Source organism: Pseudomonas sp. TMW22091 (assembly GCF_022496705.1).
Lineage (GTDB): Bacteria > Pseudomonadota > Gammaproteobacteria > Pseudomonadales > Pseudomonadaceae > Aquipseudomonas > Aquipseudomonas saxonica.
Window position 1 is genome coordinate 164,795 of record NZ_SCFI01000002.1, and the last position, 24,643, is coordinate 189,437.

24 protein-coding genes are annotated in these 24,643 nt (G+C 56.0%); 16 read left to right on the forward strand and 8 right to left on the reverse strand.

Annotated elements, in window-relative coordinates:
* The first annotated feature begins 53 nt into the window (after positions 1-53).
* Positions 54-887 carry a taurine dioxygenase gene (tauD, locus tag EQV93_RS04465; protein ID WP_122786178.1) on the forward strand — a complete coding sequence of 278 codons (834 nt, stop codon included), beginning with the start codon at positions 54-56 and terminating at the stop codon, positions 885-887.
* Positions 888-991: 104 nt separating this feature from the next.
* Here tauD and EQV93_RS04470 read toward each other — a convergent pair whose 3' ends face one another.
* The 3 genes from EQV93_RS04470 to EQV93_RS04480 form a co-directional block, all read right to left on the reverse strand.
* Positions 992-1,639: a TetR/AcrR family transcriptional regulator gene (locus tag EQV93_RS04470; protein ID WP_146385676.1), complete on the reverse strand. Its 648-nt coding sequence runs from the start codon at positions 1,637-1,639 to the stop codon at positions 992-994.
* A gap of 47 nt (positions 1,640-1,686) precedes the next feature.
* A complete protein-coding gene (locus EQV93_RS04475; protein ID WP_240890936.1) occupies positions 1,687-2,430 on the reverse strand; it encodes a carbonic anhydrase family protein in 744 nt (247 codons plus the stop codon).
* Positions 2,431-2,593: 163 nt separating this feature from the next.
* Positions 2,594-3,970 (reverse strand): glutamine synthetase family protein, encoded by a 1,377-nt coding sequence (locus EQV93_RS04480; protein ID WP_122786181.1) that lies wholly within the window; start codon positions 3,968-3,970, stop codon positions 2,594-2,596.
* A 278-nt stretch (positions 3,971-4,248) separates the two neighbouring features.
* Here EQV93_RS04480 and EQV93_RS04485 point away from each other — a divergent pair, with 278 nt between their 5' ends.
* The 8 genes from EQV93_RS04485 to EQV93_RS04520 all read left to right on the forward strand — a co-directional run bounded on the left by EQV93_RS04485 (position 4,249) and on the right by EQV93_RS04520 (position 13,436).
* Positions 4,249-5,025: a gamma-glutamyl-gamma-aminobutyrate hydrolase family protein gene (locus EQV93_RS04485; protein WP_122786182.1), complete on the forward strand. Its 777-nt coding sequence runs from the start codon at positions 4,249-4,251 to the stop codon at positions 5,023-5,025.
* A 36-nt stretch (positions 5,026-5,061) separates the two neighbouring features.
* Positions 5,062-6,420: a glutamine synthetase family protein gene (locus EQV93_RS04490; protein ID WP_240890937.1), complete on the forward strand. Its 1,359-nt coding sequence runs from the start codon at positions 5,062-5,064 to the stop codon at positions 6,418-6,420.
* Positions 6,421-6,477: 57 nt separating this feature from the next.
* The gene (locus tag EQV93_RS04495; RefSeq protein ID WP_146385670.1) at positions 6,478-7,842 is read left to right on the forward strand and encodes an aspartate aminotransferase family protein; all 1,365 of its coding nucleotides are present in this window, start codon (positions 6,478-6,480) and stop codon (positions 7,840-7,842) included.
* A gap of 184 nt (positions 7,843-8,026) precedes the next feature.
* The gene (locus EQV93_RS04500) at positions 8,027-9,139 is read left to right on the forward strand and encodes a polyamine ABC transporter substrate-binding protein (RefSeq protein WP_122786185.1); all 1,113 of its coding nucleotides are present in this window, start codon (positions 8,027-8,029) and stop codon (positions 9,137-9,139) included.
* A gap of 186 nt (positions 9,140-9,325) precedes the next feature.
* A complete protein-coding gene (locus EQV93_RS04505) occupies positions 9,326-10,420 on the forward strand; it encodes a polyamine ABC transporter substrate-binding protein (RefSeq protein ID WP_240890938.1) in 1,095 nt (364 codons plus the stop codon).
* Between the two features lie 69 nt (positions 10,421-10,489).
* Positions 10,490-11,632 carry a polyamine ABC transporter ATP-binding protein gene (gene potA, locus EQV93_RS04510; protein ID WP_122786187.1) on the forward strand — a complete coding sequence of 381 codons (1,143 nt, stop codon included), beginning with the start codon at positions 10,490-10,492 and terminating at the stop codon, positions 11,630-11,632.
* Between the two features lie 35 nt (positions 11,633-11,667).
* Positions 11,668-12,549 (forward strand): ABC transporter permease subunit, encoded by an 882-nt coding sequence (locus EQV93_RS04515; protein WP_199750890.1) that lies wholly within the window; start codon positions 11,668-11,670, stop codon positions 12,547-12,549.
* Positions 12,546-13,436: an ABC transporter permease subunit gene (locus EQV93_RS04520; RefSeq protein WP_122786189.1), complete on the forward strand. Its 891-nt coding sequence runs from the start codon at positions 12,546-12,548 to the stop codon at positions 13,434-13,436. Before EQV93_RS04515 ends, EQV93_RS04520 begins: the two co-directional genes overlap by 4 nt.
* A gap of 82 nt (positions 13,437-13,518) precedes the next feature.
* Here the strand turns inward: EQV93_RS04520 and EQV93_RS04525 are convergent, their stop codons facing one another.
* Positions 13,519-15,072: a phospholipase D family protein gene (locus tag EQV93_RS04525; RefSeq protein WP_240890939.1), complete on the reverse strand. Its 1,554-nt coding sequence runs from the start codon at positions 15,070-15,072 to the stop codon at positions 13,519-13,521.
* Between the two features lie 12 nt (positions 15,073-15,084).
* Positions 15,085-16,521 carry an aminotransferase-like domain-containing protein gene (locus EQV93_RS04530; RefSeq protein WP_122786191.1) on the reverse strand — a complete coding sequence of 479 codons (1,437 nt, stop codon included), beginning with the start codon at positions 16,519-16,521 and terminating at the stop codon, positions 15,085-15,087.
* Between the two features lie 169 nt (positions 16,522-16,690).
* On the opposite strand from EQV93_RS04530, the gene EQV93_RS04535 reads away from it, so the two are divergent.
* Positions 16,691-16,936, forward strand: a complete 246-nt coding sequence (locus EQV93_RS04535) for a DUF1127 domain-containing protein (protein WP_122786192.1) — start codon at positions 16,691-16,693, stop codon at positions 16,934-16,936.
* A gap of 4 nt (positions 16,937-16,940) precedes the next feature.
* Here EQV93_RS04535 and EQV93_RS04540 read toward each other — a convergent pair whose 3' ends face one another.
* On the reverse strand, positions 16,941-18,242 hold the full coding sequence (locus tag EQV93_RS04540; protein ID WP_240890940.1) for an NAD(P)/FAD-dependent oxidoreductase: 1,302 nt from the start codon (positions 18,240-18,242) through the stop codon (positions 16,941-16,943).
* Positions 18,243-18,389: 147 nt separating this feature from the next.
* Between EQV93_RS04540 and EQV93_RS04545 the strand changes: the two genes are divergently transcribed.
* Positions 18,390-18,743, forward strand: a complete 354-nt coding sequence (locus tag EQV93_RS04545) for a YkgJ family cysteine cluster protein (RefSeq protein WP_016782682.1) — start codon at positions 18,390-18,392, stop codon at positions 18,741-18,743.
* A 185-nt stretch (positions 18,744-18,928) separates the two neighbouring features.
* Here EQV93_RS04545 and EQV93_RS04550 read toward each other — a convergent pair whose 3' ends face one another.
* A complete protein-coding gene (locus tag EQV93_RS04550; protein WP_122786194.1) occupies positions 18,929-19,417 on the reverse strand; it encodes an Lrp/AsnC ligand binding domain-containing protein in 489 nt (162 codons plus the stop codon).
* A gap of 156 nt (positions 19,418-19,573) precedes the next feature.
* Here EQV93_RS04550 and dadA point away from each other — a divergent pair, with 156 nt between their 5' ends.
* The 5 genes from dadA to EQV93_RS04575 all read left to right on the forward strand — a co-directional run bounded on the left by dadA (position 19,574) and on the right by EQV93_RS04575 (position 23,643).
* Positions 19,574-20,875 (forward strand): D-amino acid dehydrogenase, encoded by a 1,302-nt coding sequence (gene dadA / locus EQV93_RS04555; RefSeq protein ID WP_122786195.1) that lies wholly within the window; start codon positions 19,574-19,576, stop codon positions 20,873-20,875.
* Entirely contained in the window at positions 20,847-21,200 is a 354-nt protein-coding gene (locus EQV93_RS04560; RefSeq protein ID WP_146425090.1) for a RidA family protein, read from the forward strand. The genes dadA and EQV93_RS04560 overlap by 29 nt, the downstream gene beginning before the upstream one ends.
* Before the next feature lie 100 nt (positions 21,201-21,300).
* A complete protein-coding gene (alr, locus tag EQV93_RS04565; protein WP_146425089.1) occupies positions 21,301-22,374 on the forward strand; it encodes an alanine racemase in 1,074 nt (357 codons plus the stop codon).
* A 127-nt stretch (positions 22,375-22,501) separates the two neighbouring features.
* Entirely contained in the window at positions 22,502-23,050 is a 549-nt protein-coding gene (locus EQV93_RS04570; RefSeq protein ID WP_122786198.1) for a cupin domain-containing protein, read from the forward strand.
* Between the two features lie 170 nt (positions 23,051-23,220).
* Complete coding sequence (locus EQV93_RS04575) at positions 23,221-23,643, forward strand: c-type cytochrome (protein WP_208727516.1); 423 nt, start codon at positions 23,221-23,223, stop codon at positions 23,641-23,643.
* Positions 23,644-23,715: 72 nt separating this feature from the next.
* Here EQV93_RS04575 and EQV93_RS04580 read toward each other — a convergent pair whose 3' ends face one another.
* Positions 23,716-24,456 carry an SDR family oxidoreductase gene (locus EQV93_RS04580; protein ID WP_146385654.1) on the reverse strand — a complete coding sequence of 247 codons (741 nt, stop codon included), beginning with the start codon at positions 24,454-24,456 and terminating at the stop codon, positions 23,716-23,718.
* Between the last annotated feature and the right edge of the window lie 187 nt (positions 24,457-24,643).

The following is a 24,643-nucleotide window of genomic DNA, read 5'->3' on the forward strand; positions in this document are numbered from 1 at the left end:
CTTTTTAGTAACATTCGACGCTGATCAATCAGCGCGCTGATGAAGAGATCACCATGAGCCTGACCATCACCCCGCTTAGCTCTGCCCTTGGCGCCCAAATTGACGGCGTTGACCTGACTCAGCCCTTGAATGATCAACAGCGCACTGCCATTGAGCAGGCGTTGCTTGAGCATCAGGTTATTTTCTTCAAGAACCAATCGATCACTCCACAGCAGCAGGCGCGTTTTGCCGCTAACTTTGGAGATCTGCATATTCACCCGATTTACCCCAATGTGCCTGAGCAGCCCGAGGTTCTGGTGCTGGATACGGCGGTCACTGACGTGCGTGACAATGCGGTGTGGCACACCGATGTGACCTTCTTGCCGACGCCAGCGATGGGCGCGGTGCTGAGTGCCAAGCAATTGCCAGCCTTTGGTGGCGATACGTTATGGGCCAGCGGTATCGCGGCGTTTGAGGGGTTGTCCAAGCCCTTGCAAGTATTGCTGGATGGCTTGACGGCGACCCACGACTTCACCAAGTCCTTCCCGCTGGAACGTTTTGGTTCAACGCCAGAAGATTTGGCGCGTTGGGAGCAAACCCGCAAAAACAACCCGCCGCTGTCGCATCCGGTGATTCGTACGCATCCGGTGAGTGGGCGAAAGTCGTTGTTCGTCAACGAAGGTTTCACCACCAAAATCAATGAACTGTCAGAGGCGGAAAGCGAAGCCATTCTGAAGTTATTGTTCGCCCACGCCACCCGTCCCGAGTACACCATTCGTTGGCGCTGGCAGGAAAACGACGTCGCATTTTGGGACAACCGTGTGACCCAGCATTACGCGGTAGATGATTACCGGCCGAACCGCCGTGTGATGCACCGCGCCACTATTTTGGGTGATGCGCCGTTTTGATTTGGCGTCCGTGTAAACCCTTTTCCCTCCCCCCAACCCTCTCCCAGAGGGAGAGGGGGCTTGATCTGCTTCTGCTTTTAGTCTCCTCTCCCTCTGGGAGAGGGTTAGGGTGAGGGGCTTTGGCGTTTTGGCAAAAACGGCGGCAAGTACAACCCTAAATACGCATCCACTACCCGCGAGCCTTCTTCAGCCATGCGCTCGGTGATAACGCCGTGAATCTGTATAGACCGCGCATACACCCGGTCGCCCAACTCCATGGCCAGCGCAAACACATCAACGTCGTGTGGCAACACTGGCAATTCAAAGTGGCGCGTAAACAACCCCTGCATTAACTGGCCCAATTCAAGGTCGTGCTGACGATCCGCCCGTGTCACTTCGGTCAACCCGTGCTGGGCCAAAATCAACTGCCGGGCCGCTGCATCGTCGCTGTAAATCTTTAACATGCGTTGCTCAACGATCTGTGACAGATCGCGCCAACTCTTAAGTGACTCATGCGCAATCGGCGCTTGCAGGCACGCGCGGAACGCCGCGTGCACGTCCCCCGTCAATGCCTGGAGCAAGGCCGGTACGCCGGCAAAGAAGTGATAGACCGATGAGGGCGCCATTGCTGCACGTTCGGCCACGCTGTAAATCGACAGGCTGCTCACACCTTCTGCGGCGAGCAGTGCACGGGCAGCATCAAGAATTGTGTCGATTCGACTCTGGCTACCTGCGCGAGGCTTGCGAGGGCGTGGAAGGGCGGGGCGCGTCATGGCTGTCTCCTGCGGGGCAGCAGGCATTGTACGAGCCGGGTTTGATGTTAGCCACCGACCTGTAGGGTGCGGTTAATGGAGGGCTGGTCAGGCCGGGTGCTCTTGGGGAACGCCAGCTGCAAGGTACTAAGTTGAGCCTCGGAGAGTTGCACAGGTGTCGTCATGACCAGCAGGCGCATGCCCTCGCTGCAAGGTTGGGTGGTCATTGACCCAATGAAGTCATGGTAATCGCGCAGTGCAGGGTACAACTGCGTCGCATCAAAACTGCCCAGGGTCAGGACGTCGCCCCTTTGAGCAGGGATTGAGGACAAAAATTTTTCCAGCACACTATTTTTGGCGCCAATCTCAAACAGGATGGCCACCATCATTGGTTTGCCCGCCTGGCTGCGGTGCTCCAGGTACACGGCTAGAGGAAACCGTTGACTGTTTATCTGCACTTCACTGGGCGTATGAAAGTACACGCTTTTGAAGTCGAAAATATCTGGCCCAACGCTGATCCAGCCCTTTGAATAGGGTGAGATGTTCAGGTTATGCCCGTTGTGCAGGAGGGTTGAAGGGCTCGACAAGTAATTGAGGTTTAGTTTTGACTGCTCTGTGGGGGCGGTTGTATCGATATTGATCGGTGATTGAAGCTTGCCTGAGCGGCATAATGCGAAAGCAGGGTCCAACTCAGCCCAGCGCTCAGCCCCGGTGGCTGCAGCATTGCTCCATGTTCGGTCATTTGAATAAGCTTTTGTACCGAAACTCACCCCCAGTAGAAAAACCATCACAGGCATTAAGTGAAACTTCATAAGGGGGGCCGTCGTGGCAAGTTAAATACGCCGCGAATCTTGGAAGCTTTTAGTATTTATTTATGTAGGCCATTTCCTTAAGAAGTTGAGAAATTGACTATCGATCAGACAGAAAAAACGCCACGGGCGTGAACCGGTGGCGTTTTTTCCAGACTGCAATCGCTTAAACGGTATGCAAGTACCAGTTGTATTCGAGGTCGGAGATGGAGTGTTCAAACTCTTCCAGCTCACTCTCTTTGCAGGCCACAAAGATATCGATGTATTTCGGATCGATATATTTGGCCATGACTTCACTGTCATCCAGTTCGCGCAGTGCATCGCGCAAATTGTTTGGCAGGCTTTGCTCGTTCTGCTCGTAGCTGTTGCCTTCGACGGGCGCACCCGGCTCGATTTTGTTGGTCAGGCCGTGGTGAATGCCCGCAAGCACAGAGGCCATCAACAGATACGGGTTGGCATCGGCACCGGCAACCCGGTGTTCGATACGCACCGAGTCGGCCGAGCCGGTCGGTACGCGAATAGCGACAGTGCGGTTATCCAGCCCCCAGCACGGCGAGTTCGGCACGTAAAACTGTGCGCCGAAACGACGGTAAGAGTTGACGTTAGGGCACAGGAACGCCATTTGCGCCGGTAGGGTCTCGAGCACACCGCCGATCGCATGACGCAATGCGGCGTTCTGCTCGGGATCCTCGCTGGCAAAAATATTTTTGCCTTCTTTATCCAGAATCGAAATATGAACGTGTAGCCCGTTCCCCGCCTGGCCCGGATAAGGCTTGGCCATGAAGGTGGTGTCCATCTCATGGTCGTAGGCGATGTTTTTGATCAGACGTTTAAGCAGTACCGCGTAGTCGCACGCCTTGATCGGATCGGCCACGTGGTGCAGGTTCACTTCGAACTGCGCCGGGGCACTTTCCTTGACGATGGCGTCTGCCGGGATGCCTTGCTCTTTCGCACCTTCCAGAATGTCCTGGAGGCAGTCGACGTATTCGTCGAGGTCGTCGATCAAGTAAACCTGAGTCGAATGTGGGCGCTTGCCGGAGATCGGCGAACGAGGTGGCTGCGGACGGCCGTTAACGTTCTCCTGGTCGATCAGGTAGAACTCCAGCTCAAAAGCAGCGCAGATGGTCAGGCCCATCTCGTCAAATTTAGTAACAACCTGACGGAGCACTTCGCGCGGATCGGCGAAGAACGGTTCACCTTCTAGTTCGTGCATCGTCATCAGCAATTGCGCGGTAGGGCGTTTTTGCCAAGGTTCGTTGCACAGGGTGTCAGGAATTGGATAACAGATTCGGTCAGCGTCACCGATATCCAGACCCAGACCGGTGCTTTCTACGGTCGAGCCATTGATATCCAGCGCAAATAAAGAGGCAGGCAGGTTGATGCCTTTCTCGTAAACCTTGTGGAGGCTGGTGCGTTCGATGCGCTTACCGCGCACCACACCATTCATATCCGCAATTAGAAGGTCTACGTACAGAACCTCAGGATGATCCTTAAGGAACGCGTTCGCTTCATTAAGCTGAACGGCACGCGGGGGTACCGACATGATGCAACACCTTTGTTGTTAAAAATATCAATCATTGAGCGCTACGGGTTTCAGTCAACCCGAACGCCCTACCGAAGTCAAGCAGCTGATTTTCTGCCCTAAAAAAGCGCCTAAGGGCCATTTTTGACGCTTTTCAGGGCGGCTTTGCACTTAAATAAAGCTTGCCTGCCGCAGGCTTGAGCGGGCCGTGTAGTATTTTTTACGGGGGTGTTGTGGAAAAAAATGAACAAGGCTAAGCTCGATTCAAACCCATAACAGCAATAATACCGGGGTGCTACATGCCACGCCTGCCGTTGATCGGCGTCACCGCCTGCACCAAGCAGATCGGTTTGCATCCTTATCACGTCACGGGTGACAAGTACGTGCGAGCTGTTGCAGTGGCAGCCAAAGGCTTGCCTCTGATTGTTCCCTCGTTAGCGGAACTCATAGATCCGGCCGATATTCTTAACGGTCTGGACGGCCTGCTTTTTACCGGTTCACCGTCCAATATCGAGCCCCATTTGTATCACGGCCCCGCCAGCGCGCCTGGCACCTTGCATGACCCTGACCGTGACCGCACCACTCTGCCCTTGATCCGCGCCGCCTTGGCCGCCGGTGTTCCTGTGCTCGGCATTTGCCGCGGCTTTCAAGAGTTGAATGTAGCGCTGGGTGGCTCACTTCACCAGAAACTGCATGAAGTCGCAGGATTTATCGAGCACCGAGAAGATGCCGACGCACCCCTTGATGTGCAGTACGGTCCCAGTCATGCGGTGCATGTTCAACCCGGCGGCGTATTGGCTGGTCTAGGCTTGCCGACGGCTTTGGAGGTCAACTCGATCCACACTCAGGGTATTGATCAATTGGCCCCCGGTTTGCGGGTTGAAGCCACCGCCCCGGACGGTCTGGTAGAGGCTGTTTCGGTCGAAGGCGGCAAGGCTTTTGCTTTAGCGGTTCAGTGGCACCCCGAATGGCAGGTAAGCTCTAACCCGTTTTATCTCGCCATCTTCCAGGCATTTGGAGATGCCTGCAGGCGGCGCGCAACACAACGCGACGCCGATGCGTCAGTAAACCCCTGACTTATTCAAGTCAGGACACTCAGCCCAGAGGCATTTATGAGTAACAACCTCGACCAGCTCACCGATTGGTTGAAAGACCACAAGATCACAGAAGTCGAATGCATGATCGCCGACCTTACCGGGATTACTCGCGGCAAGATCTCGCCGACCAATAAGTTCATTGCCGAAAAAGGCATGCGCCTGCCCGAAAGCGTCCTGCTGCAAACCGTGACGGGCGACTACGTCGAAGACGACATTTATTACGAGCTTCTCGATCCAGCTGACATTGACATGGTCTGCCGTCCCGATCAGAACGCCGTATTTGTCGTGCCTTGGGCGATAGAGCCGACGGCTCAGGTGATTCACGATACCTATGACAAGCAGGGCAACCCGATTGAGTTGTCGCCGCGCAACGTGCTCAAAAAGGTACTGAAACTCTACGCCGACCATGGCTGGCAGCCGATTGTGGCGCCAGAGATGGAGTTTTACCTGACCAAGCGCAGCGATGACCCGGACTACCCGTTGCAGCCGCCAGTAGGGCGCTCCGGGCGGCCAGAAACCGGTCGCCAATCCTTCTCTATAGAAGCCGCCAACGAATTCGATCCGCTGTTTGAAGACGTTTACGACTGGTGTGAATTGCAAGAGCTGGATCTGGACACCCTGATCCATGAAGACGGTACGGCGCAGATGGAAATCAACTTCCGTCACGGTGACGCACTGTCGCTTGCCGACCAGATTCTGGTGTTCAAGCGCACCATGCGTGAAGCCGCGCTCAAGCACGATGTAGCCGCTACGTTCATGGCTAAACCCATGACCGGCGAGCCTGGCAGTGCCATGCACTTGCACCAGAGCATTATTGACATCGAGACCGGCAAAAACGTCTTTTCCAACGAAGACGGAACCATGAGCCAGCTGTTTCTCAATCACATTGGCGGCTTGCAAAAGTTCATCCCTGAACTGCTGCCTTTATTTGCCCCCAATGTGAACTCCTTCCGCCGCTTCCTGCCGGATACGTCTGCGCCGGTGAACGTGGAGTGGGGCGAAGAGAACCGTACCGTTGGCTTGCGTGTACCCGATGCCGGGCCGCAAAACCGCCGAGTTGAAAACCGCTTGCCGGGTGCCGACGCCAACCCGTACCTGGCCATTGCTGCCAGCTTGCTGTGTGGTTTCATCGGCATGGTTGAAGGCATCAACCCGAGTGCACCCGTGGTCGGTCGCGGGTATGAACGCCGCAACTTGCGCCTGCCGTTGACCATCGAAGACGCTCTGGAGCGGATGGAAAACAGCAAGACCGTCGAGAAGTATTTGGGCACCAAATTCATCACCGGTTACGTCGCGGTCAAACGTGCCGAGCATGAAAACTTCAAACGCGTCATCAGTTCGTGGGAGCGGGAATTCCTGCTGTTCGCCGTCTGACACGCAGGGGGCTGACTTCAGGAGTGTCAGCCCCCCAACTGAATAAAGGAGCGCTGTATGACAAATAAAAACCCGCAAACCCTCGCTTGGCAAAATCTGAGTAACGATCACCATCTGGCACCGTTCAGCGACTTCAAACAGCTCAAGGAAGTCGGCCCACGCATTATTACGCACGCCAAGGGCGTGTACCTGTGGGACAGTGAAGGCCACAAAATTCTCGACGGCATGGCCGGCCTATGGTGTGTCGCCATCGGTTACGGACGTGACGAGCTGGCCGATGCCGCCAGCAAGCAAATGCGCGAATTGCCGTACTACAACTTGTTTTTCATGACCGCTCACCCGCCGGTGCTTGAGTTGGCCAAAGTGATTGCCGAAATTGCCCCCGAAGGCATGAACCATGTGTTCTTCACGGGTTCCGGTTCCGAAGGCAACGACACCATGCTGCGTATGGTTCGCCACTATTGGGCGATCAAGGGCCAGCCAAACAAAAAAGTCATCATCAGCCGCAAGAACGGCTATCACGGCTCAACCGTTGCTGGCGCCAGCCTGGGCGGCATGACTTACATGCACGAGCAAGGCGACTTGCCGATTCCGGGCATCACCCATATCGCGCAGCCGTACTGGTTCGGTGAAGGTGGCGACATGTCGCCGGAAGAGTTCGGGGTCTGGGCTGCCAATCAACTCGAAGAAAAAATTCTCGAGATCGGCGTGGACAATGTCGGTGCATTTATTGCCGAGCCGATCCAGGGCGCAGGGGGCGTGATCGTGCCGCCTGAGACTTACTGGCCTCGCATCAAAGAGATCCTGGCCAAGTACGACATTCTCTTCGTTGCCGACGAAGTGATTTGTGGCTTTGGTCGCACCGGTGAGTGGTTCGGTAGCGATTTCTATGACCTTAAACCGGACATGATGACCATCGCCAAGGGGCTGACCTCGGGCTATATCCCGATGGGTGGCTTGATTGTGCGCGACGAAGTTGTGGCCGTGCTGAACGAAGGTGGCGACTTCAACCACGGTTTTACCTATTCCGGTCATCCGGTAGCCGCCGCCGTTGCGCTGGAAAACATTCGCATCCTGCGCGACGAAAAAATTATTGAGAACGCTCACAACGAAACGGCACCGTATTTGCAAAAGCGGTTACGTGAACTGAACGATCACCCTTTGGTGGGCGAAGTACGCGGTGTCGGTTTATTGGGTGCCATTGAACTGGTGCAGGACAAAGCCACTCGCAAACGTTACGAAGGCCGTGGTGCCGGCATGATCTGCCGCCAATTCTGCTTCGACAGCGGACTGATCATGCGTGCCGTTGGCGACACCATGATCATCGCCCCTCCATTGGTCATCAGCAAAGACGAGATCGATGAGCTAGTGACCAAGGCTCGTAAGTGCCTGGATCTGACCTTGGAAACATTGCAAGGTTGATGGTTTGGCTCAGAGCGCAGAAATCTGCAGATTTAGTGTAGGTAAATGCGTTCTGAGCCTTAAGAATCAAGGCTCTTCCCTTGAAAGCCTGCCCCGTATCTTGCCAGACTAGCCGCCGGCTTTAGCCACCTTTAGATCAGGTCGTTGAATCGGTGGTTTAAAAAGAACATTTGGAGCATTACAGATGAAGGCATCAGGTTTTAAAAAAGCTGGCAAGACCCTTCTTGCCCTGTCCTTGATGGGTGTGATGGCTGGGGCGGCACAGGCAGCAGATAACGTTCTGCACATTTACAACTGGTCCGATTACATCGCACCAGACACCGTGGCCAAGTTTGAAAAAGAAAGCGGTGTGAAGGTTGTCTATGACGTCTTCGACAGCAATGAAACCCTTGAGGCCAAGCTGTTGGCAGGCAAGTCCGGCTACGACATCGTCGTGCCGTCCAACAATTTTCTGGCCAAGCAGATCAAGGCCGGGGTTTACCAGGAGCTGGACAAGTCCAAGCTGCCTAACTGGAAAAACCTTGACCCTGCATTGCTTAAAGCCGTGGGCGATGCCAGTGACCCGGGCAATAAACATGCGTTCCCGTATATGTGGGGCACCATCGGCATTGGTTACAACCCTGAGAAAGTCAAAGCCGCACTGGGCGTCGATACCATCGACTCCTGGGACGTGCTGTTCAAGCCAGAAAACGCAGCCAAACTTAAAAGCTGCGGCATAAGCTTCCTCGACTCGCCGACCGAAATGATTCCGGTGGCCTTGCACTACTTGGGCTACCCAACCGATTCCCAAGACAAGAAGCAATTGAAGGAAGCCGAAGATCTGTTCCTGAAGATTCGCCCTTCAGTGGGTTACTTCCACTCCTCCAAGTACATCTCCGACCTGGCCAATGGCAACATCTGCGTGGCCGTGGGTTACTCGGGTGACCTTGAGCAATCCAAAACTCGTGCGGCCGAGGCAGGTGGCAAAGTTAAACTGGCCTACAGCATTCCTAAAGAAGGTGCTGGCAGCTTCTACGACATGGTCGCCATTCCCAAGGATGCCGAGAACGTCGACGCTGCTTACAAGTTCATGAACTTCCTGTTGCAGCCAGAAGTGATGGCTGAAATCACCAACAGCGTGCGTTTCCCGAACGGTAACCAGGCGGCAACGCCACTGGTAGATAAAGACATCTCGGGTGATCCGGCCATTTATCCGTCGGATGCAGTGAAAGCCAAGCTGTACGCCATAAGCGACCTGCCGGCTGCTACGCAACGGCTGCTGACACGTAGCTGGACCAAGATCAAATCCGGTAAGTAAACAGGCCCTGTAGACGCTGCCGCAGCTTGCGGTAGCGGCTACAGAATCGGACGCATATGCAATTAATTGCAGAAAACTTTGCTGTGTCGGTTTATCGAGGGTAAGTTGCGCGCCGGTTTTGTCTTTGGCGGTTCTGCTGCCGTGTGACGCGGGCAACCCAAGCCCAACTATTTTGAGGACCACCACGTGTCTAAATCTTTGTTTCGCAAGACCCTGCTGGTCGGAGCTGGTTTGACGCTTGCCGTCAGCGTTCAAGCGGCACCTACCGTGCATATTTATAACTGGTCGGACTATATCGCGCCGACCACGCTGGCTGATTTCGAGAAAACCACCGGTATCAAACCGGTGTATGACGTGTTTGATTCCAACGAAACGCTGGAAGGCAAACTGCTGGCCGGACGTACCGGTTATGACGTGGTCGTTCCGTCTAACCACTTCCTGGGCAAGCAAATCAAAGCGGGCGCGTTCCAAAAACTCGACCTGACTCAGTTGCCTAACTATTCCAACCTGGACCCAGCCCTGCTCAAGCGTCTTCAGGCTAACGATCCGGGCAACCAATATGCCGTGCCTTATCTGTGGGGCACCAATGGCATTGGTTACAACGTCGACAAGGTCAAGGAAGTGCTGGGTGTCGATTCGATCGACTCCTGGGACGTGGTGTTCAAACCCGAGAACATGAAGAAGCTGCAATCGTGTGGCGTGGCTTTCCTGGATTCCGCCGATGAAATGCTGCCGACTGTGCTCAACTATCTGGGCCTGGATGCCAACAGCACCAACCCGGAAGACTACAAAAAAGCAGAAAAAACCCTGATGTCGGTGCGTCCTTACGTCACCTACTTCCATTCGTCCAAATACATTTCGGACCTTGCCAACGGCAATATCTGTGTGGCCATTGGCTTCTCCGGTGATGTATTTCAAGCCAAGTCCCGTGCCGAGGAAGCGAAAAAGGGCGTCAACATCGCCTACATTGTTCCCAAGGAAGGCGGCGCACTGTGGTTTGACATGCTGGCGATCCCCAAGGACTCCAGCAACGTCAAGGAAGCGCACGCGTTCATCAACTACTTGCTGAACCCCAAGGTGATCGCTCAGGTCAGTGATTATGTCGGCTATGCCAACCCTAATCCGGCAGCTGACAATGAGATGGATAAGTCCATCCGCACCGACGAGGCGGTTTACCCAACACCAGCGGTGCTGGACAAAACCTACGTTTCAACCGAGCTGCCGCCGAAAGTTCAGCGTCTCATGACGCGCACGTGGACCAAGGTTAAAACGGGCAAATAGCTCGCCTGACCATCTATCCAAGGCCCGACACTCTTGATCGGGCTGCTAAATTTGTTGGGAGTTTCGTAAATGGCTGTTGCCTCCGGCGCCTATAAGAAAGCCCTCGAGGGCGACCAGACCCCTAAACAGGTGCTGGTCAAAATCGACCGGGTCACGAAAAAATTCGACGAGACGATTGCCGTGGACGACGTGTCCCTGGAAATCAACAAAGGCGAAATTTTCGCCATGCTCGGCGGATCGGGATCGGGCAAATCCACCTTGCTGCGCATGCTCGCCGGTTTCGAGCGCCCAACAGAAGGCCGTATTTTTCTCGATGGCGTAGACATCACTGATATGCCGCCGTATGAACGGCCGATCAATATGATGTTCCAGTCCTACGCCCTGTTCCCGCACATGACCGTGGCCCAGAACATCGCGTTCGGTCTCAAGCAGGACAAAATGTCCACTGCCGAGATTGATGCTCGCGTTGGCGAAATGCTCAAACTGGTGCACATGACCCAGTATGCCAAGCGCAAGCCGCACCAGTTGTCTGGCGGTCAGCGTCAGCGTGTCGCCCTCGCCCGCTCCCTGGCCAAGCGTCCTAAGTTGCTGCTGCTTGATGAGCCGATGGGCGCACTGGATAAAAAGCTGCGCTCGCAAATGCAGCTGGAACTGGTGGAAATTATCGAGCGCGTTGGCGTGACCTGCGTCATGGTGACCCATGATCAGGAAGAGGCCATGACCATGGCCCAACGCATCGCGATCATGCATCAGGGCTGGATCGCCCAGATCGGCAGCCCGATCGACATCTACGAAACACCGGTCAGCCGTCTGGTGTGCGAGTTCATCGGCAACGTCAACCTGTTCGAGGGTGAAGTGGTTGATGACGCCGAAGGTTACGCGCGCATCGACTGCCCGGAACTGGAAAACGACATCTACGTCGGGCATGGCGTCAGCACCTCGGTTGAAGACAAGCACATCACCTACGCCATTCGCCCGGAAAAAATGCTCGTCACCACCGAGAAGCCGACCTACGAGTACAACTGGTCGCGCGGCAAGGTGCATGACATCGCTTATCTGGGTGGCCACTCGGTGTTCTACGTCGAGCTGCCAAGCGGCAAGCTGGTGCAGTCATTCGTGGCCAATGCTGAGCGCCGTGGCGCGCGCCCGACGTGGGATGACGAAGTCTACGTGTGGTGGGAAGACGACAGCGGCGTGGTACTGCGCTCATGAACATGCGCAAATTCAAACGCCGAATGCATCGAATAATCCCCGGTGGCCGCCATGCGGTTATCGGGATTCCATTCCTGTGGCTGTTTCTGTTCTTCATGCTGCCGTTCTTCATCGTTCTGAAGATCAGCTTTGCAGAAGCGGACGTTGCGATCCCGCCTTACACCGAGATCTACAGCTACGTTGATCAAAAGATTCAGATCCTGCTGAACCTCGGCAATTACGCCTTGTTGGGCGACGATGAGTTGTATATCGCCGCGTATCTAGGCTCATTGAAGATGGCCTTCTTCAGCACGGTGCTATGCCTGCTGATCGGCTTTCCCATGGCCTATGCGATTGCCAATGCGCGTAAAGAGATGCAGACCGTACTGGTGCTGCTGATCATGATGCCGACCTGGACTGCCATTCTGATCCGCGTTTACGCCTGGATGGGCATCCTCAGCAACAACGGCCTGCTCAATGGCTTTTTGATGTCGATGGGCTGGATCAGCGAACCCTTGCAGATCCTCAACACCAATATCGCGGTGTACATCGGTATCGTTTATTCGTACTTGCCGTTCATGATCCTGCCGCTGTACGCCAACTTGGTCAAACACGATCACAGCTTGCTGGAAGCGGCGTCTGACTTGGGTTCGAGCACGTTCAACAGCTTCTGGAAAATCACCGTTCCGCTGTCCAAAAACGGCATCATCGCCGGCTGCATGCTGGTGTTCATTCCGGTCGTGGGCGAGTTCGTGATTCCGGAACTGCTGGGTGGCCCGGAAACGCTGATGATCGGTAAAGTGCTGTGGCAAGAGTTCTTCAACAACCGTGACTGGCCCGTAGCGTCTGCGCTTGCCGTGGTGATGCTGGCAATCCTGATCGTGCCGATCATTCTGTTCAACCGCAGCCAGGCTAAAGAACTGGAGGGCAAGATATGAATCGCTTCCGTTTTTCTAGCTTTATGTTGGTCGCGGGGTTGTTGTTCATCTACCTGCCGATGCTGATTCTGGTGATCTACTCGTTCAACGCCTCCAAGCTGGTAACCGTATGGGGCGGCTGGTCGCTGAAGTGGTACACGGGTCTTCTGGACAATACGCAACTGATGGGCTCAGTGATGCGCTCGCTGGAAATCGCCTTTTACACGGCCATTGCAGCGGTGGCCTTGGGTACGTTGGCAGCCTTTGTGCTGACGCGTATCTCGCACTTCAAGGGCCGTACGTTGTTCGGTGGGCTGGTAACAGCGCCGCTGGTGATGCCTGAAGTGATCACCGGCCTCTCGCTATTGCTGCTGTTCGTGGCCATGGCGCAGTTGATTGGGTGGCCGCAGGAACGCGGTATCGTCACCATCTGGATCGCCCACACCACGTTCTGTGCGGCCTATGTGGCGGTCGTTGTGTCTGCGCGCCTGCGAGAGCTGGACCTGTCGATCGAGGAAGCCGCCATGGACTTGGGCGCCAAGCCCTGGAAAGTGTTCTTCCTGATCACTATCCCGATGATTGCGCCCTCGCTGGCGGCGGGCGCCATGATGTCCTTTGCCTTGTCGCTGGACGATCTGGTACTGGCCAGCTTTGTGTCCGGGCCGGGGTCGACCACCTTGCCGATGGAAGTGTTCTCGGCGGTCCGTCTGGGGGTTAAACCCGAGATCAACGCGGTGGCCAGCTTGATTCTGCTGGCGGTGTCGCTGGTGACCTTCCTGGTGTGGTTCTTCAGCCGCCGTGCAGAAGAACACCGCAAAAAAGCCATCCAGCAAGCCATCGATGAGTCGATGGCCGAGTCCTGGAAGCAACCGGATGCGCGCCGTCCTAAATCGCCCAGCGCGGTTTAAGACGGCTCTCTGAAGACCCCGCTTCCCTTTAACCGGAAGCGGGGTTTTTTATGCCCTTGAACTGGCTCCCCGCTCCCTGCGGTCAGAGCATTTTCTCCAGCCCTACACGTTTACTGAACCACGCATTAAGTCGCCGCCACCAGTTGCCCGGTTCATGGCGCAAGGTGTGCAACTGGCCATTGTCTTCAGTCACCCAGACGATCTTTCCCTGCTCCAGCATCGGCTCATAACTGAGGTCGGGCGCCATGCCCTGCAACGCCAGCTCGCGGGCTTGTGCGGCCAGCTCAGGGCTATCAACCAATACACCGACTTCGGTATTCCACAATCCGGAACGCGGGTCGAAGTTAAATGAGCCGATAAATGACTTTTGCTGATCGAAGATCATGGCTTTGCTGTGCAAGCTGGAGTCACTGCTCATGTTGGTCTTGAACAGATGAGGGCCACTGCCGCTGGTGCTGCCCGGCTGGCGGCGCAGCTCGAACAATTTAACGCCATGTTCCAGTAATGCCTTGCGATACGGGGCATACCCGCCATGCACGGCGGGCACATCCGTGGCTTCCAGTGAGTTGGTCAATAAACGAACATCGACGCCCGCGTCTGACCGGCCCGTGAGGTACACCAGGCCTGTTTCCCCCGGGACAAAATAGGCCGAGACCAGAATCAGTTCTTTGTTCACGGCCGCCAGATCCGGCGCCAGCTGCGTTGTCAGCAATAGATGCGGGTCAGGCTCATCCTTGGCCAAGACCTTGCTTGGAGCGTCCCAAAGCGCCTGATTCCAGGCCCAGATAAGGTCTTTGCGCCACACGTCCAACTGCGGGTTGGTCTCATATGACGCCAGTTGTTGATAGAGCGTAGGGTTACTCTGTTTCGCCAGTTTCAGCGACGCCTCCAGAACCGCGCGTGCCTGGACCAGTTCCTGGGTTGAAAGGCGGGTCGAAACAAAATCGCCAATGGGTTGGCTCAGGGCGCTGTTCCAGTATTGATCGAAGCTTTGCCCCAATTGCTCGGCCACCGGGCCAACACCCAGCAAGTCGATGTCGGTGAAATTCAGGTCAGGCTGAGCATCGAAATATTCATCGCCCAAATTGCGCCCGCCGACAATCGCCGCACTGTTGTCGGCCAGCCACAGCTTGTTATGCATGCGCCGGTGTTGGCGTGAAAGGTTGAACAGGCGACCCACGGCCCGGGTCACGCCAGTGCTGCGGCCCAGTTGCAACGGGTTGAACACGCGAACCTGAATATTGGGATGGGCGGCCAGCGTTGCCAGAATCTCGTCCAGCCCGTCGCTTGCTGTGTCATCGAGCAGTATGCGCACGCGCACGCCACGGTCTGCCGCCTTGAGCAGTTCATCCACCAGCATGCGGGTACTCAAGCCGTCATGAACAATGTAGTACTGCAAATCCAGGCTGCTTTGTGCCCTGCGGATCAGCTCGGCACGCGCTCGGAATGCTTCGCTGCTGTTGGGCAGCAAGCGAAAACCCGAGCGGCCATTGTAAGCCGCAGCCTGATTCTGAATGGACCGCCCAAAGGATGATGTCGCTGCAGGCGTGGCCTGGCTCGAGTGTCGGGGTTCATCCAAGGTGCTGCATCCCCCCAATAGCAGTGCGAAGAACAGTATGCAGAGTGATTTCAACATGCGATGCCTCGCTCAACTGTCCGCATGTTCAATCACGTCGATCAACAGCGTGCTCGCCGCGGCCCCGACCTTACGCACGGCCTCTTCAACCTCAGGCGTAGGCTTGGCAGCGTAGTTCATCCGCAAGCAGTTACGGTACTTGCCCGAGGCTGAAAAAATGCTGCCCACGGCGATCTGTACACCTTGGTCAAGCAACACGCGGTTGAGGCGTAAACTGTCAAAACCTTCCGGCAGTTCAAGCCACAGCATAAAGCTGCCCTGCGGTCGGCTGGCGCGAGTACCGGCTGGGAAGTAGCGGCTCACCCACCCCAGCATCAGGTCTCTATTGCGCTGATATTGAGTGCGCATTTTGCGCAGATGGGGTTCGAAGTGCCCGTTTTTCAAAAAGTCGGCCACCGCCAGTTGCGGCTGTGGCGCCGTGGAACCGGTGCTGATGTATTTCATGTGCAGCACACGCTCCAGATAGCGCCCCGGTGCGACCCAGCCCACGCGTAACCCTGGGGCCAGGGTCTTGGAGAACGAGCTGCACAAGAGCACCCGGCCATCGTCGTCGAACGACTTGATGGTGCGCGGGCGTGGGTAGGTGTAGGCCAGCTCTCCATACACATCGTCTTCGATAATGGCCACATCAAAGCGCTGCGCCAGGGTTACAAGCGCCCGTTTGCGTGCCTCGGGCATGATGTAACCCAGCGGGTTATTACAACTTGGGGTGAGCTGTATGGCCTTGATCGGCCATTGCTCCAGCGCTAGCTCCAAAGCCTCAAGGCTGATGCCGGTCAGCGGGTCGGTGGGGATTTCCAGGGCTTTCATGCCCAGCCCTTTGAGGGTCTGCATGGCGCCGTGAAAACTGGGCGAGTCCACGGCCACAATATCGCCCGGTTCGCACACCGCCCGAATGCTGCAGGACAGCGCTTCATGACACCCCGTGGTGATCACAAAATCATCGGCACCCAACTGGCAGCCCGAGTCGAGCAGCAAGCGCGCCAATTGCTCGCGCAGGCCCAGCACGCCATACACATTGTCGTAGTACAGCCCTGGAGCGTCCTGACGCCGACAAATCTGCGCCAGGCTGCGTAGCAGTGGTTTCAAGGTTGGCGTGGAGACGTCGGGCATGCCGCGACCTAATTGAATGACGTCCTTTTGTGGCACCGAACGCACCAACTCCAGAACCTGCTCCCACTGAGAAATTTCGACGGGTCGCTGGGCAGGTTTGCCCATGCCCGGCAGTGCCGGCAGCTCACGCTCCATAGGGACAAAGTAGCCCGATTTAGGGCGAGGTGAGGCCAGGCCGTTGTCCTCCAGTAAGCGGTAAGCCTGTTGTACGGTGCTCAAACTCACGCCATGTTCGGCGCTCAAGGCGCGCACGGAAGGCAAGCGGTCGCCGGGCCGGTAAAAGCCTTGCTCGATACGCATGCCCAGAAGGTCAGCAAGGTTCACATAAAGTGTCATGGCCGGACTCTATAAGGAATAAGCAGTACAGATGGCGCAAAAACAGAGGATTCAGCGCCTCGGCAGCGGTTTCTGTATGGCTTTAATAACTGCTTGCTGAATCTGTCATGGTTTTTAGCTCAAGGCCATCATGCTGACTCCTACCCGCTGAGTCAAAAGGAGCTGCCTGATGAATGGCTTGAGTGATGTGCGCCTGACGTTGCACGGCCCCCAGTTAGAGGCCGAACACGAGGCCGTGAAGGACGTTTTTCAACCCCGCAGCGCCCCTGCCTGTTTGGGGCGCTGGGGTCTATTTGCACATCGTTTCAAAACGCGCCGTGTCTTGCGCAATCTGGACGCTGATCAACTACGCGACGTTGGATTAAACCAAGAGCAGGCCCGACAAGAAGGCTGCAAGCCGTTTTGGCGTTCATGAACACTTAACGCAGCTCTTTGAGTCGATGCCACAGCATGCCCAGAGCCAACAGGGGTGAGCGCAGGTATTTGCCGCCGGGGAAGGTAATGTGCGGGACTTTTGCAAACAGATCGAAGCCATCACTGTGCTGGCCGCTGATTGCTTCGGCCAGTAACTTGCCCGCCAGGTGAGTAGCGTTCACCCCGTGACCCGAATAGGCCTGGGCGTAGTACACGTTGGGCTGATCGTGCAAGCGGCCAATCTGCGGCAAACGGTTGGCGCCGATGCCAATCATGCCGCCCCACTGGTAATCGATTTTGACGTTCGCCAGCTGTGGGAATACTTCGAGCATTTTCGGACGCATGTAAGCGCCAATATCTTGCGGGTCACGGCCCGAGTAATGACACGCGCCACCAAACAGCAAGCGCCGATCCGCGGAAAGCCGGTAGTAATCCAGCGCCACACGCTGATCGCATACGGCCATATTTTGTGGCAACAAGGCGTGGGCTTGGGCTTCACTCAATGGCTCGGTGGCGATGATGTAGCTGCCTGCAGGCAGCACTTTGCCACTGAGTTGCGGGTTGAGGTCTTTCAAGTAGGCATTACATCCCAGCACCAGACTTTTCGCCCGTACGGTTCCTGAAGCGGTATGAACCTTCACTTCAGGGCCGTAGTCGATTCGGGTAACGGCGGAGTTCTCGAACAGTTGGACGCCCAACTGTTGCGCCGCCGCTGCTTCGCCCAACGCCAGATTCAGCGGGTGCAAATGGCCTGAGCCCATGTCGATCAGGCCACCGACATAACGGTCAGACCCCACCACGCTGCGCATCTCACTGGCTTGGAGCAAGCGCGTTGGGTGGCGATAACCCAGGCTGCGCAATTCTTCGGCCTCTTCGGCAAAACCCTCCAGGTCGCTGGGTTTATTGGCCAAGTCGCAATAACCCCAAGTCAGGTCGCAGGCAATATTGAAACGCTCGACGCGCTGGCGAACGATTTCCACCGCCTCCAGGCCCATCAGCTTCATTTGCCGCACGCCTTCCTTGCCGATGACGCCTTCAAACTGTTCAAGGCCGTGGCCGACACCGCGAATAAGTTGACCACCGTTACGACCGCTGGCGCCCCAGCCGATCTTGTGAGCTTCTAGCAGGATGACGCTCATGCCGCGTTCAGCCAGCTCCAGAGCCGTATTGAGCCCAGAAAAGCCGCCGCCCACGACGCAGACATCGGCCACCCACTCGCCTTGCAGCACCGGATGATCAGGCTGCGGCAGGATGCTGGCGGCGTAGTAAGAAGCGGTGTGCTGGCTGCGCTGAACAGGGGCGTTCATGTGCGTAATCCCGATTAGGTGTGTTTGGAAAATTTTACGGAGCATAAGCCGCGCCCTTCTCATGGAGCAAGAACAGCCAGACGGCGTTGTTCATTACGTGGCTTTTGGGGCAGACTTCGCGGCCTTTTCACATCCGGTGAGCCTTAGATGAGCTGCAACAGTCATAAAATCCGCTTTCTCAGGCAGCAAATTCCGTCATTCGACTGCGTGCCGGGTTGCCATGATTGCTGTGGGCCAGTGACCACCTCATCCGAAGAAATGGCTCGCTTGCCGCGCAAAACGGCGGCAGAGCAAGAGGCTGCTATGGATGAATTGAACTGTGTGCACTTGGGGCCTAACGGCTGCACGGTGTATGAAGAGCGCCCACTGATTTGCCGCCTGTTCGGCACCACCCCGACCTTGCCCTGCCCCAATGGTCGGCGTCCGGTCGAGATGATTCACCCGAGTGCCGAAAAATTGGTGCATGAATACATCGCCAGTACGCGGCAGGTGCTGGTTTAAAAGGCCCCTCACCCTAACCCTCTCCCAAAGGGAGAGGGGACTAAAGGCAAAAACAGAGCAGTGCAACACCACAATTGGGGCCTTCTCCTTATTTAAAAATAGGAGGAATAAAGGCAAAAAAAGAGCTGAGCAGCACCCCAATAGGGCTCCCTCTCCCTCGGGAGAGGGCTGGGGTGAGGGGGCAGTCAGTCCGCAATCGGCAAGCACAGACTCTCTTTCACTTCCTCCATCACGATATAGCTCTTGGATTCGCGCACATGGGGCAGCTTGAGCAAAATATCGCCCAGCAATTTGCGGTACGAGGCCATCTCGCTGATGCGCGCTTTTACCAGATAGTCGAAATCCCCCGACACCAGATGGCATTCCAGCACATGGGGCAGCTTCAATACGGCGCGGCGAAACTCATCAAAGGTATCGCCTGACTTGTAATCCAGGCTGATCTCGACAAACACCAACAAGCTGCCCTGCAAATGCTGCGGGTTAAGCCGGGCGTTGTACCCCATGATGATGCCTTCGCGTTCCAGCCTGCGTACCCGCTCTGTGCAAGGTGTGGTCGACAGCCCGACCTTATCTCCAAGCTCGGTAAACGAGATGCGCCCATCCGCCTGCAAGATGCGCAAAATGTTGCGATCAATCTTGTCCAATTCCCGCTTTGTTTGATGATTTGTACGCATAGGAGATTCTCCTTTGTGAAAAGCGTTTTCGCCGAGAATTGTCGCCAAATATAGCTGCTTATACAGTGAAATCCACTGACCAATGCTTCTTATACTTCGCTCATCTTCGCTTTGAACAATAAACGTCTGCGGCTGGCCGCGATGAGGGAAATAAATATGCGAGTTATGGTATTGGGTGGCGGCGTTATTGGTACTGCCAGCGCCTATTATCTGGCCCGAGCCGGTTTCGAAGTGGTGGTCGTCGACCGTCAGCCAGCCGTTGCCATGGAAACCAGCTTTGCTAACGCCGGCCAGGTGTCTCCTGGCTATGCTTCGCCGTGGGCTGCGCCGGGCGTACCGCTCAAAGCGATCAAGTGGCTACTGGAACGTCATGCGCCTCTGGCGATCAAGGCCACTGCCAATATCGATCAATACCTGTGGATGGCGCAGATGCTGCGCAACTGCACCGCCAGCCGTTATGCCGTTAACAAGGAGCGCATGGTTCGTCTGTCCGAATACAGCCGCGACTGCCTTGATGAGCTGCGTGCTGAAACCGGAATTGCCTACGAGGCGCGCAACCTCGGCACGACGCAGCTGTTTCGAACTCAGGCCCAGCTTGATGGTGCCGCCAAGGACATTGCGGTGCTCAAGGAGTCAGGCGTGCCGTTCGAGCTGCTCGACCGCGCCGGCATTGCCCGGGTTGAGCCCGCATTAGCCAGTGTGACCGACATTCTGGCCGGTGCCCTGCGCTTGCCCAATGACCAGACGGGCGATTGCCAGATGTTCACCACGCGCCTGGCTGAAATGGCCAAAAATCTGGGTGTCGAATTCCGTTTCAGTCAGGACATTCAACGTCTGGACTACGCTGGCGATCGCATCAACGGTGTGATGATCGACGGCAAGCTCGAAACCGCCGACCGCTACGTACTCGCATTGGGCAGCTACTCGCCGCAGATGCTCAAGCCGTTGGGGATCAAGGCGCCGGTATACCCGCTCAAGGGTTATTCGATGACCATCCCGATCACCAACCCGGCGATGGCGCCGACTTCAACAATTCTGGATGAGACCTACAAGGTCGCCATTACCCGTTTCGATAACCGCATCCGCGTCGGCGGCATGGCTGAAATAGCCGGTTTTGACCTGTCGCTTAATCCGCGTCGACGTGAAACGCTGGAGATGATCGTCAACGACCTTTATCCTCAGGGCGGTGATTTGTCTCAAGCCAGCTTCTGGACGGGCTTGCGACCAACGACACCGGACGGCACGCCGATTGTGGGCGCCACCCCGTTTAAAAATCTGTTCCTGAACACCGGTCATGGCACACTCGGCTGGACCATGGCCTGCGGCTCCGGTCGCTTCCTCGCTGACGTGATGGCCAAAAAGACGCCACAAATCAGCGCTGAAGGCTTAGATATTTCCCGTTACGGAAACCACCAGGAGACTGCAAAACATGGCAATCCAGCGCCAGCTCACCAATGAACGCATGAGCCAGATTGTGGCTCATAACGGGATTGTGTATCTGTCCGGCCAAGTCGGCAATGACATGACCGCCGAGGTTGAACAGCAAACCCGTGAAACCTTGAAAAATATTGAGCATTTGCTGGATCTGGCAGGCACCGACAAAACACGCATTCTTTCAGTGACGATTTATCTGAAAGATATCGATGCTGGTTTTGTGGCCATGAACCGTGCGTGGGATCAATGGCTGCCTAAAGGCGTTGCCCCTGCCCGCGCGACCGTTGAAGCCAAACTGTGCGAACCGGAAATTCTGGTTGAATTGTCCGTTATCGCCGCGCTGCCCTAGATCCATCAATGCAGTAAAGAGTCCCTCTTGCGGTGCAGCGCGTGGCTTACCACGGGCTAGCGCCGCTTTTTTATTCATTAGCCGTTAGAAGTCCGCCGCCATGCGCCCAGCCCGTGCCCTGATCGACCTTCAAGCCCTGCGTCATAACTATCAACTGGCCCGCGAGGTGACAGGAGCCAAGGCGCTCGCTGTGATCAAGGCCGATGCCTATGGTCATGGTGCTGTGCAGTGTGCCCAGGCGCTGGAAGCCGAGGCCGATGGTTTTGCTGTGGCCTGTATCGAAGAAGCGCTGGAGTTGCGGGCGGCGGGCATTCGCGCGCCGGTGCTGCTGCTTGAAGGTTTTTTTGAAGCCGATGAGCTGCCATTGATCGTTGAAAACGACTTGTGGTGCGTCGTCCATTCGTTGTGGCAGCTCGACGCTGTTGAACAGGCCGCCCTCAGCAAACCGATTCACGTGTGGTTAAAACTGGACAGCGGCATGCACCGGGTTGGCTTGCATCCAAGCGATTACCAGGCCGCGTATCAGCGCCTGCAAGCCAGCGCCAATGTTTCCAAAATCGTGCTAATGAGCCACTTCGCCCGCGCCGATGAGCTGGACAGCGTGCGCAGCGTCGAACAAGTGGCCATATTTCTCGGCGCCCGCGCTGCTCTGACAGCTGAGATCAGTTTGCGCAACTCGCCTTCTGTGCTGGGTTGGCCGAAGGTGCCGAGTGATTGGGTACGTCCTGGGCTGATGCTCTACGGAACCACGCCTTTTGAAGAGCCACACGCCGTCGCCGCGCGCCTGCAGCCGGTCATGACGCTGGAATCCAAAGTCATTTGCGTGCGTGAGTTACCCGCGGGCGAACCGGTAGGTTATGGCGCGAAATTCATTACCCCGAAACCGATGCGAATTGGTGTGGTGGCGATGGGTTATGCCGACGGTTATCCACGTCAGGCACCCACGGGGACGCCGGTTCTTGTCGACGGTGTCCGTAGCCAGTTGTTGGGCCGCGTCTCGATGGACATGCTGTGCATCGACCTGACCGATGTGCCGCAAGCCGGTCTTGGTTCAACCGTGGAGCTGTGGGGTAAAAACATTCTCGCCAGCGAAGTGGCCGCCCAGGCAGACACCATCCCTTACCAGATATTTTGCAACCTGAAACGAGTGCCACGCGTCTATTCCGGGGCCTGAAAGGTTGTATCCAACAGGTGGGGCCAACGGGGCGCACAGGTTTGAAGTCGAAGTGTTGTAAATACTGAACGCTATCGCCATGATGGCGACTTCTCGACCTGAATCTGATCCCTAGGAGGCTCCCGCATTGGACGTCGGTGAACGACTGCAATCCATCCGCAAACTCAAAGGCTTGTCACAGCGTGAACTCGCCAAGCGCGCGGGCGTCACCAACAGCACTATTTCGATGATCGAAAAGAACAGCGTGAGCCCTTCAATAAGCTCCCTGAGAAAAGTGCTGAGTGGCATTCCCATGTCTATGGTCGAGTTTTTTTCCGAAGAGATCCTTCAGGAAAAACCGACACAGATTGTCTACAAAGCCAATGAACTGATCGATATCTCTGATGGCGCCGTGACCATGAAGTTGGTCGGCAAGGCGCATCCGAGTCGCGCGATCGCCTTTTTGAACGAAATTTATCCACCGGGCGCAGATACCGGGGACGAAATGCTGACCCATGAAGGCGAAGAAACCGGCATTTTGGTTGAAGGCCGACTGGAGTTGACCGTAGGTCTTGAGACTTTCGTGCTTGAAGCAGGCGACAGCTATTATTTTGAAAGCGCCAAGCCACATCGTTTTCGTAACCCGTTCGACGTTGCAGCGCGGCTAATCAGCGCAGCCACTCCGGCGAACTTCTAAGAAAAGAGGCGCCCTGCACACGTGTAGAGGCACCCGTTGTTGTATTTTCGCCACCGCTAATGCCCCCTTTAAATATAGGGTTGTTTCGCAGTGGCGGGCTAACCGTTATACTTTCGCCGCCTGCAAAACCGTGGTTGTGGGCGTGAATAGCCACCATTGAGGGTGAACGCGTGAACCTGATTATGAAAATGCTGGCCGTACCAGCAGCCGTGTTAGCCCTTTGGGCCGTCACCGCTCAAGCCTCCACCCACGACGACATTGCCAAGCGTCTCGAACCGGTGGGTAAAGTGTGCGTGCAGGGTCAGGAATGCCAAGGGATGGACGTGGCCGTTTCTACCGGAGGTGCTGCTAAATCGGCTGACGACATCATTGCAACCCATTGCACCGCTTGCCACAGCATTGGCTTATTGGGTGCGCCCAAAGTGGGTGATACCGCCGCCTGGAAAGAACGTGCAGACAAGGAAGGCGGGCTAGATGGGCTTTTGGCCAAGGCCATTACCGGGTTGAACGCCATGCCGCCTAAAGGCACCTGTGCTGAATGTTCAGATGCCGAGTTGAAGTCCGCCATTGAGAAGATGTCGGGTTTGAAATAAGCGATCTTGCGCAAAAAAGCCGCTGAAAAGCGGCTTTTTAGTGGGTTTTGTTTGTATTAACGCCAATACCGTTTAAACCAGCCCACCATTGGCCCTCAATACCTGCCCGTTGACCCATGCCGCCGCCGGGCTCACCAGGAACGAGACGATATTGGCAATGTCTTGCGGCTGACCTAAACGCTCCAGAGGCGGCATTTTTGAAAACGCCTCAATTTGTTCTTCGGTCTTGCCGTGCATGAACAATTCAGTCGCCACCGGCCCCGGTGCTACGGCGTTGACGGTGATTTGGCGACCCCGTAATTCTTTGGCAAACACGTGGGTCAGCGACTCTACCGCCGCCTTGCTGGCGATATACACCGCATAACCGGGCAGGTTCATGCCCACCGTACTGCTTGAAAAATTAACAATTCGCCCGCCGCTGTTCAGCCGGGTAGCCGCTTCACGCAAGGTGTTGAAGGTGCCTCGTGTATTGATGTTAAAGGTCTGTTCAAAATCTTCGTCGCTGTAGTGAGCCAAGGGTAGAACCTTGAGCACACCGGCGTTATTAACCAACACATCAACCTTGCCCAGTTGTTGTTCGGTTTCATCAAACAACCGCGCCACGTCTGTGGCTTTGGCCACATCGGCCTGCACCGCAATGGCCTGATGCCCGGCCTCGCGCAATTCGGCCACCAGTGCAGTGGCTTCACTGGCGCTGTTGGCGTAGTTGATGACGACAGCAAAACCTTCTTTGGCCAGTTGTTGGGCAATGACAGCGCCGATACCGCGTGAAGCACCCGTGATGAGGGCGACTTTAGGGTTGGATGTACTCATGGCAACACTCCGTAATGTCTTAGGCGTGGGGCTAGGTTTACATGTCAGTTTTCAGGGATAAAGAGGGTGAATTTGATAGCGCTATTCGTAAATTCACAATAATCCCTGTAGGCACTCTGTTGCGGGTCAAGCTGGGTTTGTAGCCGCTGACGAGGAACGAAGGCTGCGATGGGCGGCAAAGCCGCCC

Coding starts and splice junctions, on each gene's coding strand:
- EQV93_RS04490 (WP_240890937.1), top strand. CDS start 5,062: ATGAGTAACAACCTCGACCAGCTCACCGATTGGTTGAAAGACCACAAG.
- EQV93_RS04475 (WP_240890936.1), bottom strand. CDS start 2,430: ATGAAGTTTCACTTAATGCCTGTGATGGTTTTTCTACTGGGGGTGAGT.
- EQV93_RS04560 (WP_146425090.1), top strand. CDS start 20,847: ATGGCAATCCAGCGCCAGCTCACCAATGAACGCATGAGCCAGATTGTG.
- EQV93_RS04480 (WP_122786181.1), bottom strand. CDS start 3,970: ATGTCGGTACCCCCGCGTGCCGTTCAGCTTAATGAAGCGAACGCGTTC.
- EQV93_RS04470 (WP_146385676.1), bottom strand. CDS start 1,639: ATGACGCGCCCCGCCCTTCCACGCCCTCGCAAGCCTCGCGCAGGTAGC.
- EQV93_RS04500 (WP_122786185.1), top strand. CDS start 8,027: ATGAAGGCATCAGGTTTTAAAAAAGCTGGCAAGACCCTTCTTGCCCTG.
- EQV93_RS04525 (WP_240890939.1), bottom strand. CDS start 15,072: ATGTTGAAATCACTCTGCATACTGTTCTTCGCACTGCTATTGGGGGGA.
- EQV93_RS04580 (WP_146385654.1), bottom strand. CDS start 24,456: ATGAGTACATCCAACCCTAAAGTCGCCCTCATCACGGGTGCTTCACGC.
- EQV93_RS04520 (WP_122786189.1), top strand. CDS start 12,546: ATGAATCGCTTCCGTTTTTCTAGCTTTATGTTGGTCGCGGGGTTGTTG.
- EQV93_RS04550 (WP_122786194.1), bottom strand. CDS start 19,417: ATGCGTACAAATCATCAAACAAAGCGGGAATTGGACAAGATTGATCGC.
- alr (WP_146425089.1), top strand. CDS start 21,301: ATGCGCCCAGCCCGTGCCCTGATCGACCTTCAAGCCCTGCGTCATAAC.
- EQV93_RS04530 (WP_122786191.1), bottom strand. CDS start 16,521: ATGACACTTTATGTGAACCTTGCTGACCTTCTGGGCATGCGTATCGAG.
- EQV93_RS04495 (WP_146385670.1), top strand. CDS start 6,478: ATGACAAATAAAAACCCGCAAACCCTCGCTTGGCAAAATCTGAGTAAC.
- EQV93_RS04545 (WP_016782682.1), top strand. CDS start 18,390: ATGAGCTGCAACAGTCATAAAATCCGCTTTCTCAGGCAGCAAATTCCG.
- tauD (WP_122786178.1), top strand. CDS start 54: ATGAGCCTGACCATCACCCCGCTTAGCTCTGCCCTTGGCGCCCAAATT.
- dadA (WP_122786195.1), top strand. CDS start 19,574: ATGCGAGTTATGGTATTGGGTGGCGGCGTTATTGGTACTGCCAGCGCC.
- EQV93_RS04540 (WP_240890940.1), bottom strand. CDS start 18,242: ATGAACGCCCCTGTTCAGCGCAGCCAGCACACCGCTTCTTACTACGCC.
- potA (WP_122786187.1), top strand. CDS start 10,490: ATGGCTGTTGCCTCCGGCGCCTATAAGAAAGCCCTCGAGGGCGACCAG.
- EQV93_RS04485 (WP_122786182.1), top strand. CDS start 4,249: ATGCCACGCCTGCCGTTGATCGGCGTCACCGCCTGCACCAAGCAGATC.
- EQV93_RS04535 (WP_122786192.1), top strand. CDS start 16,691: ATGAATGGCTTGAGTGATGTGCGCCTGACGTTGCACGGCCCCCAGTTA.